The 17,315-nt window shown below is 69.6% G+C and carries 18 protein-coding genes; 6 read left to right on the top strand and 12 right to left on the bottom strand.

Annotated features, from left to right (window positions below; translation table 11 throughout):
* Nucleotides 1-2: 2 nt before the first annotated feature.
* Complete coding sequence (locus ACQHIV_RS30245) at nucleotides 3-1,370, bottom strand: PLP-dependent aminotransferase family protein (RefSeq protein WP_427887256.1); 1,368 nt, start codon at nucleotides 1,368-1,370, stop codon at nucleotides 3-5.
* Nucleotides 1,371-1,387: 17 nt separating this feature from the next.
* On the opposite strand from ACQHIV_RS30245, the gene sigJ reads away from it, so the two are divergent.
* The 3 genes from sigJ to ACQHIV_RS30230 all read left to right on the top strand — a co-directional run bounded on the left by sigJ (nucleotide 1,388) and on the right by ACQHIV_RS30230 (nucleotide 4,315).
* Nucleotides 1,388-2,332, top strand: a complete 945-nt coding sequence (gene sigJ, locus ACQHIV_RS30240) for an RNA polymerase sigma factor SigJ (protein ID WP_427887255.1) — start codon at nucleotides 1,388-1,390, stop codon at nucleotides 2,330-2,332.
* 82 nt (nucleotides 2,333-2,414) lie between these two features.
* Entirely contained in the window at nucleotides 2,415-3,587 is a 1,173-nt protein-coding gene (locus ACQHIV_RS30235) for an NAD(P)/FAD-dependent oxidoreductase (RefSeq protein ID WP_427887254.1), read from the top strand.
* 53 nt (nucleotides 3,588-3,640) lie between these two features.
* Nucleotides 3,641-4,315 (top strand): pyridoxamine 5'-phosphate oxidase family protein, encoded by a 675-nt coding sequence (locus ACQHIV_RS30230; protein WP_427887253.1) that lies wholly within the window; start codon nucleotides 3,641-3,643, stop codon nucleotides 4,313-4,315.
* On the opposite strand, the gene ACQHIV_RS30225 is transcribed toward ACQHIV_RS30230, so the two are convergent.
* The 5 genes from ACQHIV_RS30225 to ACQHIV_RS30205 all read right to left on the bottom strand — a co-directional run bounded on the left by ACQHIV_RS30225 (nucleotide 4,312) and on the right by ACQHIV_RS30205 (nucleotide 8,009).
* Entirely contained in the window at nucleotides 4,312-5,097 is a 786-nt protein-coding gene (locus ACQHIV_RS30225; protein WP_427887252.1) for an ABC transporter permease, read from the bottom strand. The two genes, ACQHIV_RS30230 and ACQHIV_RS30225, sit on opposite strands and share 4 nt — an antisense overlap.
* Nucleotides 5,094-6,035, bottom strand: coding sequence for an ATP-binding cassette domain-containing protein (locus ACQHIV_RS30220; protein ID WP_427887251.1), 942 nt, complete (start codon nucleotides 6,033-6,035; stop codon nucleotides 5,094-5,096). The genes ACQHIV_RS30225 and ACQHIV_RS30220 overlap by 4 nt, the downstream gene beginning before the upstream one ends.
* Before the next feature lie 110 nt (nucleotides 6,036-6,145).
* On the bottom strand, nucleotides 6,146-6,670 hold the full coding sequence (locus ACQHIV_RS30215) for an EXLDI protein (protein ID WP_141856749.1): 525 nt from the start codon (nucleotides 6,668-6,670) through the stop codon (nucleotides 6,146-6,148).
* Nucleotides 6,671-6,786: 116 nt separating this feature from the next.
* Nucleotides 6,787-7,395: a hypothetical protein gene (locus ACQHIV_RS30210; protein ID WP_427887250.1), complete on the bottom strand. Its 609-nt coding sequence runs from the start codon at nucleotides 7,393-7,395 to the stop codon at nucleotides 6,787-6,789.
* A gap of 20 nt (nucleotides 7,396-7,415) precedes the next feature.
* Nucleotides 7,416-8,009 (bottom strand): hypothetical protein, encoded by a 594-nt coding sequence (locus ACQHIV_RS30205; protein WP_427887249.1) that lies wholly within the window; start codon nucleotides 8,007-8,009, stop codon nucleotides 7,416-7,418.
* A gap of 81 nt (nucleotides 8,010-8,090) precedes the next feature.
* Between ACQHIV_RS30205 and ACQHIV_RS30200 the strand changes: the two genes are divergently transcribed.
* Entirely contained in the window at nucleotides 8,091-8,537 is a 447-nt protein-coding gene (locus ACQHIV_RS30200) for an Lrp/AsnC family transcriptional regulator (RefSeq protein ID WP_427887248.1), read from the top strand.
* 224 nt (nucleotides 8,538-8,761) lie between these two features.
* Here the strand turns inward: ACQHIV_RS30200 and ACQHIV_RS30195 are convergent, their stop codons facing one another.
* Complete coding sequence (locus ACQHIV_RS30195; RefSeq protein ID WP_325039995.1) at nucleotides 8,762-9,022, bottom strand: cell division protein CrgA; 261 nt, start codon at nucleotides 9,020-9,022, stop codon at nucleotides 8,762-8,764.
* A 244-nt stretch (nucleotides 9,023-9,266) separates the two neighbouring features.
* Here ACQHIV_RS30195 and ACQHIV_RS30190 point away from each other — a divergent pair, with 244 nt between their 5' ends.
* Together ACQHIV_RS30190 and ACQHIV_RS30185 are read left to right on the top strand one after the other, a co-directional pair.
* On the top strand, nucleotides 9,267-9,893 hold the full coding sequence (locus ACQHIV_RS30190) for a DUF881 domain-containing protein (protein WP_427887247.1): 627 nt from the start codon (nucleotides 9,267-9,269) through the stop codon (nucleotides 9,891-9,893).
* Between the two features lie 17 nt (nucleotides 9,894-9,910).
* Complete coding sequence (locus ACQHIV_RS30185; protein WP_380190086.1) at nucleotides 9,911-10,528, top strand: aminodeoxychorismate/anthranilate synthase component II; 618 nt, start codon at nucleotides 9,911-9,913, stop codon at nucleotides 10,526-10,528.
* A gap of 63 nt (nucleotides 10,529-10,591) precedes the next feature.
* On the opposite strand, the gene pknB is transcribed toward ACQHIV_RS30185, so the two are convergent.
* The 5 genes from pknB to ACQHIV_RS30160 all read right to left on the bottom strand — a co-directional run bounded on the left by pknB (nucleotide 10,592) and on the right by ACQHIV_RS30160 (nucleotide 17,314).
* On the bottom strand, nucleotides 10,592-12,442 hold the full coding sequence (pknB, locus tag ACQHIV_RS30180; protein WP_427887246.1) for a Stk1 family PASTA domain-containing Ser/Thr kinase: 1,851 nt from the start codon (nucleotides 12,440-12,442) through the stop codon (nucleotides 10,592-10,594).
* A 127-nt stretch (nucleotides 12,443-12,569) separates the two neighbouring features.
* On the bottom strand, nucleotides 12,570-14,024 hold the full coding sequence (locus tag ACQHIV_RS30175) for a peptidoglycan D,D-transpeptidase FtsI family protein (RefSeq protein ID WP_427887245.1): 1,455 nt from the start codon (nucleotides 14,022-14,024) through the stop codon (nucleotides 12,570-12,572).
* On the bottom strand, nucleotides 14,021-15,406 hold the full coding sequence (locus ACQHIV_RS30170; protein ID WP_427887244.1) for an FtsW/RodA/SpoVE family cell cycle protein: 1,386 nt from the start codon (nucleotides 15,404-15,406) through the stop codon (nucleotides 14,021-14,023). Before ACQHIV_RS30170 ends, ACQHIV_RS30175 begins: the two co-directional genes overlap by 4 nt.
* Entirely contained in the window at nucleotides 15,403-16,821 is a 1,419-nt protein-coding gene (locus tag ACQHIV_RS30165; RefSeq protein ID WP_427887243.1) for a protein phosphatase 2C domain-containing protein, read from the bottom strand. Before ACQHIV_RS30165 ends, ACQHIV_RS30170 begins: the two co-directional genes overlap by 4 nt.
* Before the next feature lie 10 nt (nucleotides 16,822-16,831).
* Nucleotides 16,832-17,314, bottom strand: a complete 483-nt coding sequence (locus ACQHIV_RS30160) for an FHA domain-containing protein FhaB/FipA (protein ID WP_427887242.1) — start codon at nucleotides 17,312-17,314, stop codon at nucleotides 16,832-16,834.
* Nucleotide 17,315 lies beyond the last annotated feature (1 nt).

The following is a 17,315-nucleotide window of genomic DNA, read 5'->3' as shown; positions in this document are numbered from 1 at the left end:
GTTCAACGGCGACTGAGGACGTCGGTCAGGATCGTCAGTGCGCGGTGGAGGTCGGGGGTTGACGGGGTTGCGTAGCCGATCACCAGGCCGGGTGGGCCGGGGGTGCTGCGGCGGTATTCGGAGAGGGGTGCGACCACGACGCCGGCCGCTCTTGCTGCGGCGGCGATGTGGCGGTCGTCGGTGTTGCCGGAGAGCAGCAGTGTGATGTGCAGGCCGGCGTCCTGGCCGATCACCTGGCCGTACGGTGCCAGCATCTCGCACGTGTGGGTACGGCGTTCCGCGTACAGCCGGCGGCTGCGTCGGACGACGCGGTCCAGGTAACCGTCGCGGAGCATCGCGAGCAGGGCGGCCTGCATCGGCCAGGCGGGCCAGTCGCCGGTGTCCTCGCGGTGCAGGGCGAGCCGGTCGACCATCGCCTCGGACGCGACCAGCCAGCCGAGACGGAGCGCCGGGCTGAGCGTCTTCGACAGGGTGCCGAGATGGACGACCCGGTCCAGGTCGAGCTGGGCCAGTGCGGGCAGCGGCGCGACGTCGTACCGGAACTCGCTGTCGTAGTCGTCCTCGATCAACAGGCTGCCGGTACGGCGTGCCCAGCGCACCAGCTCGTTGCGCCGGGCAACGGGTAGCCGGCCGCCGAGCGGGTACTGGTGGGACGGCGTCACGTACACGGCCTGTGCGTCGCCGGTCAGCGCCGCGACCTGCAGCCCGTCCTCGTCGACCGGTACGTCGACGATCTCCAACCGGTGGTCGCGCGCGGCGGCGACCGCGTTCAGGTAGCCGGGGTCCTCGATCGCGATCCGGTCGCCCGGTCGCCGCGTCACGGTCAGGAGCAGCCGCAGCCCGTGCACGGTCCCGTTCGTGACCAGCACGTTCTCCGGCCCGCAGGCGATCCCGCGGACCCGCGCGACGTGGTCCGCGAGCGCGGCACGGAGCGCGGGCAGGCCGGGCGCGTCGTCGTACCCGCGGGGCGGGGACTGCGTGGACACCTCCCGCCAGGCGCGCCGCCAGCCGGGGTCGGGCGTCGGCGCGATGTACGGGATGCCGGGCCGCAACGTCAGCAACCGGGCGTCGGCGTCCTTCCGGTGCGCCGTACGACGCCGGACGGCAGGCTGCAGGGGTACGACGTCCGTGACGAAGGTGCCCGCGCCGGTCCGGCCCTCGATCCAGCCCTCCGCGTGCAACTGGTCGTACGCCGCCTGCGTCACCGACCGCGACACCGACAGCTCCCGCGCGAGGTCCCGCGTGGACGGCAGCCGGTGCCCCGCCTGCAACCGGCCGTCCAGGACGGCAGCGCGGAACTGCTCGGCCACCTGCAGGTGCAGCGGCACCCCGGAGGCCCGGTCGATCGTCAGCGGCAGCGAACTCTGCACGCGTCTAGGATTCCAGCATGGCCATGACCGCGGAGGACGTGTCCCGGTTCGAGCGGTCCCGGCGCCGGCTCGAGGCCATCGCGTACCGGCTGCTCGGTTCGGCGGCCGAGGCCGAGGACGCCGTCCAGGAGACGTTCCTGCGCTGGCAGGCCGCGGACCTCGGGCGGATCGACGTACCCGAGGCGTGGCTGACGAAGGTGCTGACCAACCTCTGCCTGAACCAGCTGACCTCGGCCCGCGCGCGGCGGGAGACGTACGTCGGCCAGTGGCTGCCGGAGCCGCTGCTCGACGGCGACCCGATGCTCGGTCCGGCGGACACGGCCGAGCAGCGCGAGTCGGTGTCGTACGCCGTCCTCACGCTGCTGGAGCGGCTGTCACCGAACGAGCGGGCGGTCTACGTACTGCGGGAGGCGTTCGACTACCCGCATCGGGACATCGCCGAGATCCTCGAGCTGACCGAGTCCGCCAGCCAGCAACTGTTCCGCCGCGCGCGGCAGCACCTCGCGGACGGCCGCGCCCGGGCCGAGGTCGACGAGGCGGCGGCGCGGCGGATCGTCGACGAGTTCATCCTCGCCGCGACCAGCGGGCAGACCGAGTCGATCGTCCGGCTGCTCACCGCCGACGCGGTCTCGGTCGGCGACGGCGGCGGCAAGGTCCCGGCCCGGACGACCGCGGTCGAGGGCGCCCTCGCGGTGGCCCGCTACCTGCGCGGTGTCTTCAAGCCGACCGACGCGAAACGGCTGTACGTCGGCGGTGCGGCGGAGGTCTACGCCTGGCCGGCCAACGGCGAGCCCGCGCTGGTGGTGCTCGTGAACGGCGAGGTCATCGGCGTGATCTGCGTGCAGGTGACCGCCGACGGCATCGCTTCGGTCCGCACCCAGGCGAACCCGGACAAGCTGGCCCGCGCGACCGAACTGTTCGCGGCCGCGGAGCACGGAGAGCCGCTGCTGACCATCCTGTGAGCTGCTTCACAGCGTGTTCCTGTCATGAACCGGCGGGCTGCCCGGTTCAAGGGTCGACACCGCAGCAGACAGGAGCACGGATATGAAGCACCGCATCGTCGTCCTCGGCGCCGGGTACTCCGGAGCCGTCGCCGCCGGCCGCCTCGCCGCCCGGTTGTTCCGCGACGAGGTCAGCATCACGCTGGTCAACGCCGAGCCCGACTTCGTCGAGCGGGTCCGGATGCACGAGGTCGCCACCGGCCGCGACCTGAAACACCGGCCGTACGCCGACCTGTTCGCCGGCACCGGCGTGGACCTGAAACTCGCGAAGGTCACCGCGGTGGACGTCGAACGCAAGACGGTCGCGCTGGAGTCGGAGGACCTGGAGTACGACACGCTCGTGTACGCACTCGGCAGCGGGTGGAACTCGCACGGCGTGCCCGGTGCGGCCGAACACGCGTACCAGATCGCGAGCCGCCCCGGCGCGCTCCGGGTGCGCGAACGGCTGGCGTCATTGTCGGCCGACCAGCCGGTGACCGTCGTCGGTGGTGGGCTGACCGGCGTGGAGTTCGTGACCGAGCTCGCCGAGTCGCGGCCCGACCTCGACGTCGCACTCGTCGTCCGCGGTGGGCTCGGGGACTGGCTGTCGCCCAAGGGCCGCCGGCATCTGCGAAAGGTCGTCGACCGGCTCGGCATCACCGTGCACGAGAACGCCCGGGTCACCGAGGTCGCCGCCGATCACGTGGCGATCGGCAACTCGCGGATCCCGAGCGCGGTCACGGTGTGGACGGCCGGGTTCGCCGTACATCCGATCGTGCAGGCGACCGCGCTGGAGGTCTCGGACACCGGGCGGATCGTGGTCGACCAGACGATGCGGTCCGTCTCGCACCCGGACGTCTACGCGATCGGCGACGCGGCGTACGCGATGGGCTCGAAGAACAAGCCGTTGCGGATGTCCTGCGCCTCGGGGCAGCCGATGGCCTGGCAGGCCGCCGACTCGATCGCGGCCCGGCTGACCGGCGGCAAGCTCCCGCACGCGCCGCTGGCGTACTTCAACCAATGCATCTCGCTGGGTCGCAAGGACGGGCTGATCCAGTACGTGACCAGCGACGACCGCGCGGTCAACGCCGCGCTCACCGGGCGGGTGGCCGCGGTCTACAAGGAGTCGATCTGCAAGGGCGCCGCCTGGGGCGTCGTGAACCCGACCCTGGGCCTGCCGGTCCGGCGCCGGCACGTCGTCCGCCCGGCGGTCCCGCTGCGCGAATGGACTAGCTGATTCGTCGCGGAATGGCCCGTGCCGCCAGGCCACTGCGGATCGACCCTGGAGGCATGACCACATTGCAGCCGACTGCCCGGACGTCCCTCCGCCGCTCCAAGGAACGCGCCGCCACCGATCGCCAGGCGCTGTACGACGTGTTGCTCGACGGCATGTTCTGCCATCTGGGCGTCGTGCTCGACGGCGATCCGGTCGTACTGCCGACGGCGTACGGCGTGGACCTGGAGCGCGGGCTGGACGGGACGCTGTACCTGCACGGCTCGGTCGCCGCCCGGAGCATGGTCGCCGCGCCGGAGCAGACCGTCTGCGCGACGGTCACGCACGCCGACGGGCTGGTGCTGGCGCGGTCGGCGTTCCACCACTCGGTGAACTACCGGTCCGCGGTCATCTTCGGCGTACCACGGCTGGTCACCGACCCGGACGAGAAGCTGCACGGGCTGAACCGGATCGTCGACCACCTGGTCCCGGGCCGCTCGCTCGCCGTCCGGCCGCCGAACCGGAAGGAGTTGGCGAAGACCTCCGTCCTCGCCCTCTCGCTCACCGAGGCCTCGGTGAAGACCCGGTCCGGTGCCGCCAACGACGACGAGGAGGACTTCGACCTGCCGTACTGGACAGGCGTCATCCCACTCCACGTCGTCGCCGGCGAACCGGAGAACAACCCGGACTGCGACCTGCTGGTCCCCGCCCACGTCCGCACCCGCGCGAACCTGCTGGGTGCACCGTCTTAGGCCACGGTCCCCTTGTTGTAGTTCTTCTGGGCCCAGAAGTAGCCGACGATCGCGATCGCCACGCACCACCCGGCGGCCAGCCAGCCGTTGCCGCTCGCCATCGGCGTCCCCAGCAGCAGGTGCCGCAGGGTGTCGATGATCGGCGTGAACGGCTGGTACCGGGCGAACCAGCGGATCGCGCCCGGCATCGCGTCCAGCGGGATGAACGTGTTGCTCAGGAACGGCAGCAGCAGGCTGATCGGCAGGACCACGTTGCTCGCGGCCTCGGGCGTCTTGCTGGTCAGCCCGAGCGCGATCGCGAACCAGGTCAGGCCGAACGTCAACGCGATCATCAGCACCGCCGCGAGCAGCCAGTCGACGACGGACGCGTCCGGGCGGAACCCGATCAGGATCGCGAACCCGACCACGAGCGCCAGGCTCACGATCGTCACCAGCACGTTCCCGAGCACATGCCCGGTCAGTACGGCGGGCCGGAAGATCGCCATCGTCCGGAATCGGGCGACGATGCCCTCGGTCATGTCCATGCAGACCGCGACCGCGGGCGACATCGTCCCGGACGCGATCGACATCAGCAGGATGCCCGGGGTGAGGAAGTTGATGTACTCCCGGCGCCCGCCGCCACCGCCGAGGCCGTGCGCGAACGTGTCGCCGAAGACCAGGCCGAACAGCAGGATCATGATCACCGGCATCCCGAGGGCGCCGAGGGACAGGCCCGGGTACCGCTGGGCGTGCCGTAGCGTGCGGCGGAGCATCGTCGACGTGTCTTGGAGTGCGTAGCTCATGATGCGGTGACCTTCTCGGTGGGCTGACCCGTGACGGCGAAGAACACGTCGTCGAGGTCAGGGGTGTGGACAGTCAGTTCGCCGACCTCGAGCGAGGCGTCGTCGATCGTGGCCAGCAGGTCGCGGAGCGCGTGCACGCTGCCGTCGTTCGGCACCTGCAGCACGAGGGCTTCGTGGTTCGGTACGGCGGTCGGCAGCACCCGGCCCGCGAGCGTGAACTGCTCGGGGGACGTGAACCGCAGCCGGATGTGGCCGCCCGGGGCGAGCCGCTTCAGCTCCTCCGCCGTACCTTGGGCGACGAGCCGGCCGTGTTCGAGGACCGCGATCCGGTCGGCCAGCTGGTCGGCCTCTTCGAGGTACTGCGTGGTGAGCAGGACCGTGACGCCGCCGGCGACCAGGTCGCGGATCATCGTCCACATGCTGTGCCGGCTGCGCGGGTCGAGACCCGTCGTCGGCTCGTCCAGGAAGATGATCCGCGGGCGGCCGACCAGCGTCATCGCCAGGTCGAGCCGGCGCTTCATGCCGCCGGAGTACGTCATCGCGAGCTTCTTGCCGGCGTCGGTGAGGTCGAACTGCTCGAGCAGCTCGTCCGCCCGGCGACGGGCCTCCTGCTTGCCGAGGTGGTACAGGTCGGCCATCAGGATCAGGTTCTCGCGGCCGGTCATCAGGCCGTCGACCGCGGAGAACTGGCCGGTGACACCGATCGCGGCCCGGACCGCCTCCGGGTCCTTCGCCAGGTCGTGGCCGGCCACCCGGATCTCGCCGGCGTCGGCCGCGGCCAGGGTGGACAGGATCCGCACCACGGTGGTCTTGCCGGCGCCGTTCGGGCCGAGCAGGGAAAAGATGGTGCCTTCGGCAACGTTCAGGTCGATGCCGTCGAGCACGAGTTTGTCGCCGTAGGACTTGCGCAGTCCGCGGACGTCGATCGCTGGTGACATGAGAGGTCCTTTCGGGCAGGGGGAACCGGCCCAGTGGCTCGATGGGTGGATCTGGGCGTGTCTGACCGCCCGGGCGCTCAGCTAGGGGCGTCCGGTGGTGTGAAGTTCAGTTAGATGTCGAGGTCCTCGACGGCCGGCTGTTCGGCGGCCTCCTCGACGAGTTCGTAGAGGTCTTCCGGGATCAGCGCGCGGAGCTCCTCGACGGTGTCCACGACGTACAGCGTGGCCTCGCCCTGCGCCATGCTCCAGGACTGGTCGCTGCTCCAGTTGCCGACCCAGGAGCGCCAGCCGGTCAGGTAGCGCTCGTCGTCGGCGCCCTGCTTGAACTGGTTCCGGCGATCCGCGTGCAGGACGAACTTCCCGGTCCGGCTCCGGTAGACCTGGAAGGCCTCGTAGCCGGTGCTGCTGGACCGGCCGCCCTCGGCCAGCAGTACGCCGGAGAACCGCTGCTTGCGGCCGGTCCCCCGGCCCACCCGCACGGTGATCTCGTCGTACCCCTCGAGGCGCCCCTCCTCCATCTCGACGTACTTGCGCAACGCGATCGAGATCGCCGAGGACAGGTTCCCGGCAATCTCCTGCGCACGCTTGTAGAGCGGCAGGTCGTCGTCGGACACATAGATCGTCTTGTTGGGCATCGCTCTCCTCCTACGTAGAACTATACGCAGATCTCTCCGCCTATGTCTACGTAGATCTGTACGTAGACGCGGAACGGCCCGCGACGGGGATCCGTCGCGGGCCGTTCGAGCCGCCTTTACCTCGGTGAGTACAGCCAGGGGTGCTTCAGGTCGAAGAAGGCCGGCGGGCCGGAGGCGAGGCTGTTCATCTCGTCCATGTCCGCCTGCAGCTCCGGTGGAGGCTGCTTCTGCTCGCCCTCGCGGGCTTCGGCCTCGGTCGTGAAGTACATCGCCATCGTGTAGTCGCCCTGGTCGTACATGGCGACCTCGCTGCCGATGATCTCCGGCCGGAAGACGGCCCATTCGTCGCGGTGCTGGCCCATCACTTCACGCGCGCGCTCCGGGTTGCTGCCGGCACCCTGCATGACCTGGACGAAGCCGGCCGAGTCCGGATCGCCGTGGATGTCGGTGACCACGTCCTCGGTGTCGTGGAAGGTGGCATCGCCGCTGAGCAGCGAAGTGAACTCGTGCCACCACTTGTCCTGCGCCGGTGAGTCGCTGTTCCGCCGCGCGGCGTCGGCGGAGTCGAAGCGTGCCAGCGCGATGAACTGCCCGTCCGCGGTGACACCGGCGGTCGTCCCCAGCCAGCCGGTTGCCTCGGGCGCGAGTTCTTCCATCCACCGATCCATCGCGGCATGCGCCTGCGCTTCGTCGGTGACCTGGCCCTGAATGACCTGAACGAACATGGTGAGACCCTCCCCGTCTCTCAGGCCGCAAGTTGGCATTTCGACGGTACGCCCGCGCGGCGGGCGCGGGCGAGCATCAGGATGCTCGCGAGCACGCCGGTGGCACCGAGGACGATCAGGCGGGTGTCGGCCTTGTGCAGGCCGAACACGAACCAGCAGGTCAGTTCGCCGAGGACCAGGCTCCAGGTACCGGCCGAAATGCCGGTCGGCCGCGCGGTTCGGTACGCCGTCCACAACGACGGCGTGACCTGGACGATCGACGCGGCGGCCAGCACGGTGCCCAAGCCGATCCGGCCGCCGACGATCGCCGCGAGCAGGAGCAGTGCGGACCACGCGGAGATCCATCCGATCGCGCGACGGTTCAACGCGCCGCGGCGTACCAGGAGGACGGAGAGCGTGCCGGCCAGCGTCGATGCCGCGGTCGACGGCAGGCCGGCGGTCCAGTAGCCCGAGGCCATGAAGTAGCCGAACCACGCCGCGTTGTTGATGCTCGTCAGCGTCGCCCACGCCCAGGAGACTCCTGCGGTGTCGCCAGTGCGCCGCAGTTTGAGGATCTGCGGGAGGTACTGCGGGATGCCGAAACAGGCGGCGGCGATGGGCAGGAAGTCGAGCATGGAGCAAGATTACGTCTGACCGCTTGAACGATTTGTGCGAATTCATGCTCTGAATCCGGCACTGGCGATAGGATTCTTGCCGTGGATGCCATCGACCGACAGATCCTTGCCGTGCTCCAGGCCGAGGGTCGGCTGACCGTCACTGAACTGGCGCAGCGGGTCAGGCTCAGTGCGGCCCCGTGTCACCGCCGGCTCCGGGAGCTGGAGCGGTCCGGGGTGATTCGCGGGTACCGCGCGGTGGTCGACGGCGCGGCTGTCGGGCACGGGTTCGAAGTACTGCTCGCGGTGACCATCGACCGGGAAGGGGCAGTGGCCGAGTTCGAGGCGGGGCTCGCGGCGATCCCGGACGTGGTGCACGCGGAGCGGCTGTTCGGTGAGCCCGACTACTTCATCCGGGTGGCGACCGCGGACCTGGAGTCGTTCCAGAAGCTACGCGACGAGCGCCTGGCGCGGCTGCCCGGCGTACTGCGCCTCACCTCCACCATCGTGATGAAGAAGATTGTGGACAACCGCCCGCTGCCAACCTGAACGATGTGGAAACTCCAGCAGCCAAACCTGAGTTATCCACAGATTTGGCCCAGTTTTGGACACATTCAGTGGAGAACTAACTCCCAACCTGGGGATAACTCCCACAAATCCGTGTGCACACCTGGGGACGCGGATGTGGATAACTCTGGGGTCGAGGCAAAAAAGAACCTCGACCGGGACGCCCGTGGGCCCGGTCGAGGTCTGTGCGGAGCAGGAGTGAGCGGTCAGACCCACTGGGTCGAGACGACGAAACCGACCGCGATCAAGCCCATGCCGATCAGCAGGTTCCAGTTTCCGAGGTCCTTCATCACCGGGATGTCCTGGCCGGCCACGTAGAAGACGACCAGCCAGGCGAGACCGAGCAGCCAGCACGCCAGCATCAGTGGCGCCACCCAGACGCGTGACTGGGTACGTGGCTTCTTCGGCGTCTTCTCGGCCTTGACCTTCTCGGTCTTCTTCTTGTTGCGACTGCTCGACTCGGGCACGTCTGAACTCCTTGTAAGGACGCATAAGCTGACCGCAGCAGGACCTGTTCCGGTCCGGTCCCGCGCTAGCGTAGTGCAGAGAGCAATGTGGAGATCACGGGTGCGTAGGTTGAGGCGGATTTCACTGTGGCGCGTGGGCGCGCCGCTGGCGCTGATGTGTGCCGGTCTGCTGTTCGCGACCAGTGCCACCAACGCCCGGGGTACCGACCTGCGACCCAGCCGTAACACTACGCTCGCGGGTCTCGTGGAGGAACAGAGCCGGCGCAGCGCCAGCCTGGTCAAACAGCACGCGGCGCTGACCCACGACATCGAGGCGTTGCAGGCGCAGCAGGGGTCCATCGACCCGAAGCTCGCCAAGCAGTTCGAGGACCTGTCCGAACAGGTCGGCACCCGCCCGGTCACCGGCCCGGGCCTGACCGTGACGCTCCGGGACGCGCCGCCCGAGGTGGTCAAGGACAACCCGGACGTCGACGAGAACTGGCTGGTCATCCACCAGCAGGACATCCAGGCCGTGGTGAACGCGCTCTGGGCCGGCGGTGCCGAGGCGATGACGATCCAGAACCAGCGGGTCATCTCCACCACCGGCGTGAAGTGCGTCGGCAACTCGGTCGTGCTGCACGGCGTCCCGTACCTGCCGCCGTACCAGATCACCGCGATCGGCGATCGGCGGAAGCTGCAGAAGGCGCTCGACGACTCGCAGTACATCCAGAACCTGCAGGACTACGTGGTGAAGTTCCAGCTCGGGTACGACGTGAAGAACCAGTCCTCGATCCAGATGCCGGCCTACGAGGGCACGCTCGACCTGCAGACCGCGACCGTGCCGGGCTTCCCGCACACTCCCTCGGTCAGCCCGTCCGTGACTGGACGATAGCTGTCACAATGGACCGCATGCCGCGGATCCTCGTCGTCGACAACTACGACTCGTTCGTCTACAACCTGGTGCAGTACCTGCAGCAACTGCGGGCCGACACCACCGTGCTGCGCAACGACGAAGTGACCCCTTGGCAGGCCGCGGAGTACGACGGGGTGCTGCTCTCCCCCGGTCCCGGTACGCCGGAAGAGGCCGGCGCCTGCGTCGACATCGTGAAGGAAGCCGGCGGCAAGGTCCCGATCTTCGGGGTGTGCCTCGGCCTGCAGGCGATCGGTGTCGCGTACGGCGGGGTCGTCGGGCGGGCGGACGAGCTGCTGCACGGGAAGACCAGCGAGGTGTTCCACCAGGGCGCCGGCGTACTCACCGGGCTCCCGTCGCCGTTCACCGCGACCCGGTACCACTCGCTGGCGATCGCCGAGGACAGCGTCCCCGACGTACTCGAGGTGACCGCGCGGACCGAGGCCGGCGTGATCATGGCGGCCCGGCACCGCGAGCTCGCGGTCGAGGGCGTCCAGTTCCACCCGGAGTCCGTGCTCACCGAGGGCGGCCACCGGATGCTCGCGAACTGGCTGACGATCTGCGGCGACCCGGACGCGGTCGCCAACTCCGCCGGCCTCGCGCCGGTGGTCAGCTGACCCCAGCAAACCGAAACCCCTCGAGGCGAGCGCCTCGAGGGGTTTCGGTACGTTCTGGACCGGTCAGCCGCCCGGGATCGTGATGACCGGCGTGCTGGGCCCGCCGCTCGGGTCCCCACTCGGCGGCGGCGAGGACGGCGGCGGCGTCGGCTGCTCCTGCAGCTTGTTCACGGTCAGCGTGATCAGCGTGCCCTTCGGCGCCTTGGTGTTGGCCTTCACGGACTGCTGCAGAACGGCGCCCTCGGCCGCGTTCTGGTCGTTGCCGAACGTCTGACCGACCCGGAAGCCGGCCTGCTCCAGCGTCAGCTTCGCATCGTCGAACGTCTGCGTGACGACGTTCGGTACGTCGACCTGTACGACGCCGCTGGACACGATCAGCGTGAACTCGGTGCCCGGCGGGTAGGTGCCGCCCGCGTCCGGGTTCAGGCCGATCACGACGCCCTTCTTCTGGTCGCTGTCCTGCTCGACGACCTGGTCCTTGACCGTGAACTGCCCGGCCGCGGCCTCGATCGCCTTGCGGGCCTTGGACTCGCTCATCCCGATCACGTCCGGCACGCCGTACGCGTTCTTGCCGGCCGAGACCACGACGGCGACCGTCGAACCCGGGTCAGCCTCGGTACCGGCGGCCGGCGTCTGGCGGATGATGAAGCCCTTGCCGACCGAGTCGCTCTTCTCCGAGGTCGAGCTGATCTTCAGGTTCTTCGCCGACAGCAACTGGGTCGCCGCGGGGACCGACTGGTTCTGCAGATCAGGCACCTGGACCTTCGCGGGTGGCGTGTTCGACGTGGTCGGGCCGCCGCCGGCGTTGTTGCTGTTGTACTTCGAGTACAGCGCGTACGCGCCGATCGCGATCGCGACGATCGCCAGCCCGAGCAGGAAGTACGCCAGGCCACGGTTCCGCCGGGAGCGGCCGTCGTCGCCTTCCTCCAGGTCGTCACCGCCGGGCGGCAGCAGGTCGTTGCCGCCGGTCTGCCGCAGCTGCTGGGTGGCGGCCGTCGGCGCCAGCTGGGTCGGCTGCATCTGCCGGGTCTCCGCGACCGCCGCCATCGGCGCGGTCACCTGCTGGCCGGCCAGCACCCGGTGGATGTCGGCGCGCATCTCGGACGCGCTCTGGTACCGCTCCTCGCGGTTCTTCGCCAGCGCCTTCAGGACGACGGCGTCGACCTCCGGCGGGATGTCCGGGTCGAACGAGGACGGCGGCAGCGGCTGTTCCCGGACGTGCTGGTAGGCCACCGAGACCGGGGACTCGCCGACGAACGGCGGCCGGCCGGTGAGCAGTTCGTACAGCAGGCAGCCGGTCGAGTACAGGTCGGAGCGGGCGTCGACGGTCTCGCCGCGGGCCTGCTCCGGCGACAGGTACTGCGCCGTACCGATGACGGCCGCGGTCTGGGTCATCGTGGAGGACGTGTCGGCGACCGCGCGGGCGATGCCGAAGTCCATCACCTTGACCTGGCCCTGCGGGGTCAGCATCACGTTCCCGGGCTTGATGTCGCGGTGCACAATGCCGGCCCGGTGGCTGTAGTCGAGCGCCTCGAGCACGCCGGAGGTGATCTCCAGGGCGCGCTCCGGCATGATCTTGCGGCCCTCGCGGATCAGGTCCCGCAGCGTCTTGCCGGTGACCAGCTCCATCACGATGTACGGGATCGTGACGCCGGAGCCGTTCGGGTCCGGCTCCTCGCCGGTGTCGTAGACCGAGACGATCGTCGGGTGGTTCAGCGACGCGGCCGACTGCGCCTCGCGGCGGAACCGGGCCTGGAAGGTTGCATCACTGGCCAGGTCCACCCGCAGCCGTTTGATCGCGACGCTCCGGCCGAGCCGGTTGTCCACGCCCTTGCGGACCTCGGCCATGCCGCCGCGGCCGAGCGGCTCGCCTTCTTCGTACCGGCCGCCGACGAGACGTGCCTGCGATGTCATGACCCAGCCTTCCAACCTGTCTGAGAACCACTCACAAAAAACACACTCAATTTGCCCAAGGTAGCGATCGCCACACCTGGGGCCCCGTTGGAAAGACGCCTTGTGGTCGCATCATTCCGTATCGTGCTCATTGGCCCAGCACCGCCTCCATCACCTTCTTGGCGATCGGAGCGGCCAGCGTGCCGCCGGCCACGTCGGTGCGCGGCACGTTGGCGTCCTCGATCAGCACCGCCACCGCGACCTTCGGGTCCTTCGCCGGCGCGAACGCGGTGAACCAGGCGAACGGCGGACGGTCCTTCGACGTCTGCGCCGTACCGGTCTTGCCGGCCACCTGGACGCCGCTGATCCGGCCCGGCTTGCCGGTGCCGTTGTTGACCACGTCGATCATCATGTCGGTCAACTGGGTCGCAACCTGCGGGGTGACGGCCTGGTGTAGCGATTCCGGCTTGGTCTCGGAGACCGTCTTGAGGTCCGGGGTCTGCACGTTCTGGACCAGGTACGGCTTCATCACGTTGCCCTGGTTCGCGATCCCGGCGGCCACCATCGCCATCTGCAGCGGGGTGGCCCGGACGTCGAACTGGCCGATCGCGGACTGCGCGGTCTGCGGCTCGTTCGGGTCGCCGGGGAACTGGCTGGTCGCGACACCCGGCAGCTCGGTCAGCGGCCGGGAGCCGAAGCCGAACTTCGCCGCCTGCGCGTTCAGCGCGTCCGCGCCGAGGGCCATACCGACGGTGCCGAACGCCGTGTTGCACGAGTAGCGCAGCGCGATCGTCAGCGTCGCGTTGTTGCTGCCGCCGCAGTTCTTGCCGTCCTCGTTCACCAGCGGGACCGTGGTCTGCGGGAGCGGCAGCTGGGCCGGCGAGTTCACCGTGCTGGTCGGCGTGTACTTGCCGCTGGACAGCGCGGCCGCGGCGGTGACCAGCTTGAACGTCGACCCCGGCGGGTACAGCTCCTGGACCGCGCGGTTCGACAGCGGCTGGGTCTTGTCCGCGAGCAGGTTCTTCCAGGCCGTCGAAACCTTGGTGGTGTCGTGCGAGGCCAGCAGGTTCGGGTCGTACGACGGGCGGGTCGCCATCGCCAGGATCTTCCCGGTCTTCGGCTCGATCGCCACCACCGCACCGATCTTCCCGGCGAGGCCGTCGTACGCCGCCTGCTGGGCCGCAGCGTTCAGCGTGAGCGTGACGCTGCCGCCCTGCTGCGGGCGGTTGCTGATCACGTCGATGATCCGCCGGAACGCCATCGACGGGTCGGAGCCGTTCAGCTCGGAGTTCATCGTCAGCTCGATGCCGCCGCGGCCGAACAGGTACGAGTAGTACCCGGTGGCCGGCGCGTACACCAGACCGGACGGGTACTTGCGCTGGTACTTGAACTGGTCGTTCGACGGGTCGCTCTTGGCGATCGGGGTGGTGCCGATCAGGATCGGGCCGCGGTTCACCGAGAACTGCGAGTCCCGGACCCGCTTGTTGTCGTTGCGGCCGTTGATCTCGCTCGACCGGAACGCCTGCAGGTACGTCGAGTTCGCCATCAGCGCGAGCATCAGGATGATCGCCGCCACGGCCAGTCGTCGGATCGCCGAGTTCACTGCTTCTGCACCGCCATCGCGATCGTTTCGTCGGACACCGGAGCGGCCGGTGTTTGTGGTCGCCGGGCCTGGTCGCTGATCCGCAGCAGCAGCGCGATGATCGCCCAGTTCGCGACCAGCGACGTACCGCCGAGCGCCATGAACGGCGTGGCCAGACCGGTCAGCGGGATCAGCGCGGTGACGCCGCCGACGATCACGAACACCTGCAGCGCGAACGACATCGCCAGGCCGGTCGCCACCAGCTTGCCGAAGATGTCCCGGCAGCCGAGCGCCGCGCGCAGGCCGCGCTCGACGATCAGCGTGTAGATCAGGATGATCGCGATCAGGCCGGTGAGGCCGAGCTCCTCGGCCATCGAGGAGATGATCATGTCGCTGTTCGCGTACAGCGTGAGCTCCGGGTGACCCTGCCCGAGGCCGCGGCCGAGGACCCCGCCCCACGCCTGGCCCATCAGCCCGAGCTTGATCTGGCCGCCGTCGATCGCCCACGGGTTCAGCCAGTCGGTGACCCGGCTGTGCACGTGACCGAACGTCACGTACGCGAAGTAGGCGCCGCCGACGAACAGCAGGCCACCGATGATCAGCCAGCCGGCCCGCTCGGTGGAGACGTACAGCAGGAACAGGAACAGGCCGAAGAACAGCAGCGAGGACCCGAGGTCGCTCTCGAACACCAGGACGCCCAGGCTGGCCAGCCAGGCGATCAGGATCGGCCCGAGGTCGCGGGCCCGCGGCAGGTCCAGCCCGAGGAACCGGCGGCCGGCCAGCGTCAGCACGTCGCGCTTCACGACCAGGTAGCCGGCGAAGAAGATGACCAGGCAGACCTTCGCGAACTCGCCCGGCTGGAACGACATGCCGGCGATGTGGATCCAGATCGGGGCGCCGTTCACGGTCCGGCCGATGCCCGGGACGAGCGGCAGCACGAGCAGCACCAGACCGGCCAGGCCGGCGGTGTACGTCAGGCCCTGCAGCCGGCGGTGGTCGCGGACCACCACGATGACGCCGACGAACAGCACCACGCCGACCGCCGTCCAGGTGATCTGCTGCGGCGCGAACGGGACGCCGCGGGTCCGCCCCATCGCGGTCAGGCCGAGGTCGATCCGGTGGATCATCGCGACGCCGAGGCCGTTCAGCAGCACGGCGCAGGGCAGCAGCACGGGGTCGGCGTACGGCGCCCGGAAGCGGAGCACGAGGTGCGCGATCAGCGCGAGCAGCCCGATGCCGGCGGCGTAGTACCCGGTGCTGGCCGGGACCGAGTTCTGGGCCGTGATGCCGATGTTCACGTACGCCGCGACCGCGACCGCGACAGCGATCACGAGCAGCAGCAGCTCCACCCCGCGCCGGGTGCGCGGGATGATCTGGATGACGGACGTGGACGCGATGCTCATCGGACGCCGTCGCAGTCGTCGGCGTCGACCGGCGTACTCGGGGTCGACGTCGGCGTCGTACTGGGCCGGGTGCTCGCCGGCACGGTGGCCGGCGGCTTCGAGACCGGCACCGACGTGGGCGGCTTCACTGTTGGCTTCACTGTCGGCTTGACGGTCGGTTTCACCGTCGGCTTGGGCGTCTGCTTGGCCTTCGCGGCGCACTGGGCGGCGGTCTGCTCGAGCTGGGCGACGATCGACCGCGCCCCGGCCAGGTTGTCCGCCTGGATGTTGCCCTCCACCTGCTCACGGCTGTACGTCGGCAGCTTGTCCACCTGCAGCGACTGCCGCTCGTACACCTTCGACAACGAGATGCCGGGCAGGTCCGCCTCGACGCCCTGGAAGATCGCCACGTAGTCGCCGTCGGAGCCGACGTAGTACTGCTTCTGGGTCCAGCTGTACGCGAACCAGGCGCCGCCGACGATCACCGCCAGCACCACGGCCAGTACGACGATCCGCCGCGCCCACAGGAACCGTTTCGGCGGGCGCGGCGCGTACCGCAGCTCCTCCGGGTCGACCGCGGCGCCGTGGCCACCGCCGCCTCCGGAACCGCTGCCGGTGGCGCCGACCGCGACCGTCGGTTCACCGCGACCGGTGCTGCCCTGGGCCAGCTCGGCCGCCGCGCCGACCAGCTGCGGCTGGACCCCGCTCGCGGGCTCGGTCTCGACGACGTCCGCCACCACACAGGTGACGTTGTCGTTCGACCCGGCCTCGAGTGCGTGCGTGATCAGCTCCACCACGACCGAGTCCGGCGTACCGGACGACATCGAGGCGAGGATCACGTCGTCGCTGACGTAGTCGGGCAGGCCGTCGCTGCACAGCATCAGCCGGTCGCCGGCCTGGACGTCGAGGATCTGCAGGTCCGGGTCGGAGTCCGGGCGGCCGTCCAGCACCCGCAGGATCAGGTTCCGGTGCGGGTGCGTGAAGGCCTCCTCCTGGGAGATCCGGCCCTCGTCGACCAGCGACTGGACGAACGTGTGGTCGTGGCTCAGCTGGTACAGCTGCCCGTCGCGCAACCGGTACGCGCGGGAGTCGCCGAGGTGCGCCAGCCCGAGCTGCTTGCCGTCGAACATCAGCGCGGTCACGGTCGAGCCCATGCCCTCGCGCTCGGGGTCCTCCTCGACCAGCTCGGAGAGCCGCTCGTTCGCGCGGTGCACGGCGCCGGCCAGCGCCTCGATCATGTCCTCGCCGCCGATGTCGGCGGTGTCCAGCCGGCGGATCACCTGGACCGCGGCGGCACTGGCCACCTCACCGGCGGCCGCGCCGCCCATCCCGTCGGCGAGCAGCAGCAGGTGCGGACCGGCGTACGCCGAGTCCTCGTTGTTGCGGCGCACCCGTCCGACGTCGGAAAGGGTTGCGTAGTCGAGCGACAGGGTCATCGGGGCAGGCCTACTTCGCGATGTTCAGCGTCGTCCGGCCGATCCGGATCGAACCGCCGATCTCGGCCGGGACCGGGCGGGTGACCCGCTGGCCGTCCAGGTACGTGCCGTTGGTGGAGCCGAGGTCCTCGACCCACCACTGGCCCTCGGACAGGAACAACCGGGCGTGCCGGGTGGAGGAGTAGTCGTCGTCCAGCCGGATCTGGCAGTCCGAACCACGACCGATGATCACCGGCTCGTCGACCAGCGACGCGCCGACCCCCGCCTGCGGACCGTCCGCGATACTCAGCGACCCGGGCAGGCCCTTGCGCTTCTTGGCCGGCTTCGCGGGCTTCGGCGTCCGGGTGGGCTGCGCCGGGGCGGCGGCCGCCGCCCGGCTGTCCACCTTGGCACCGAACAGGTCCGACCTGATCACGGACAGCACCGCCAGGACGAACATCCACAGCAGCGCCAGGAACCCCAGTTTGATCAGGGTCAGGGTCAGTTCCGACATG

The sequence above is a fragment of the Kribbella polygonati genome (assembly GCF_050320105.1).
In the GTDB taxonomy this organism is placed as follows: Bacteria; Actinomycetota; Actinomycetes; order Propionibacteriales; family Kribbellaceae; genus Kribbella.
Note: the sequence above shows the minus strand (reverse complement) of the source record. Positions and strands in the feature narration are given on the sequence as shown.

Excerpts from the sequence above, each read along its gene's own strand:
- ACQHIV_RS30210 (WP_427887250.1), bottom strand. The coding sequence starts at position 7,395 with ATGTTCGTTCAGGTCATTCAGGGCCAGGTCACCGACGAAGCGCAGGCG.
- ACQHIV_RS30230 (WP_427887253.1), top strand. The coding sequence starts at position 3,641 with ATGACCACATTGCAGCCGACTGCCCGGACGTCCCTCCGCCGCTCCAAG.
- ACQHIV_RS30220 (WP_427887251.1), bottom strand. The coding sequence starts at position 6,035 with ATGTCACCAGCGATCGACGTCCGCGGACTGCGCAAGTCCTACGGCGAC.
- ACQHIV_RS30160 (WP_427887242.1), bottom strand. The coding sequence starts at position 17,314 with ATGTCGGAACTGACCCTGACCCTGATCAAACTGGGGTTCCTGGCGCTG.
- ACQHIV_RS30225 (WP_427887252.1), bottom strand. The coding sequence starts at position 5,097 with ATGAGCTACGCACTCCAAGACACGTCGACGATGCTCCGCCGCACGCTA.
- ACQHIV_RS30185 (WP_380190086.1), top strand. The coding sequence starts at position 9,911 with ATGCCGCGGATCCTCGTCGTCGACAACTACGACTCGTTCGTCTACAAC.
- sigJ (WP_427887255.1), top strand. The coding sequence starts at position 1,388 with ATGGCCATGACCGCGGAGGACGTGTCCCGGTTCGAGCGGTCCCGGCGC.
- ACQHIV_RS30235 (WP_427887254.1), top strand. The coding sequence starts at position 2,415 with ATGAAGCACCGCATCGTCGTCCTCGGCGCCGGGTACTCCGGAGCCGTC.
- ACQHIV_RS30205 (WP_427887249.1), bottom strand. The coding sequence starts at position 8,009 with ATGCTCGACTTCCTGCCCATCGCCGCCGCCTGTTTCGGCATCCCGCAG.
- pknB (WP_427887246.1), bottom strand. The coding sequence starts at position 12,442 with ATGACATCGCAGGCACGTCTCGTCGGCGGCCGGTACGAAGAAGGCGAG.
- ACQHIV_RS30170 (WP_427887244.1), bottom strand. The coding sequence starts at position 15,406 with ATGAGCATCGCGTCCACGTCCGTCATCCAGATCATCCCGCGCACCCGG.
- ACQHIV_RS30165 (WP_427887243.1), bottom strand. The coding sequence starts at position 16,821 with ATGACCCTGTCGCTCGACTACGCAACCCTTTCCGACGTCGGACGGGTG.
- ACQHIV_RS30215 (WP_141856749.1), bottom strand. The coding sequence starts at position 6,670 with ATGCCCAACAAGACGATCTATGTGTCCGACGACGACCTGCCGCTCTAC.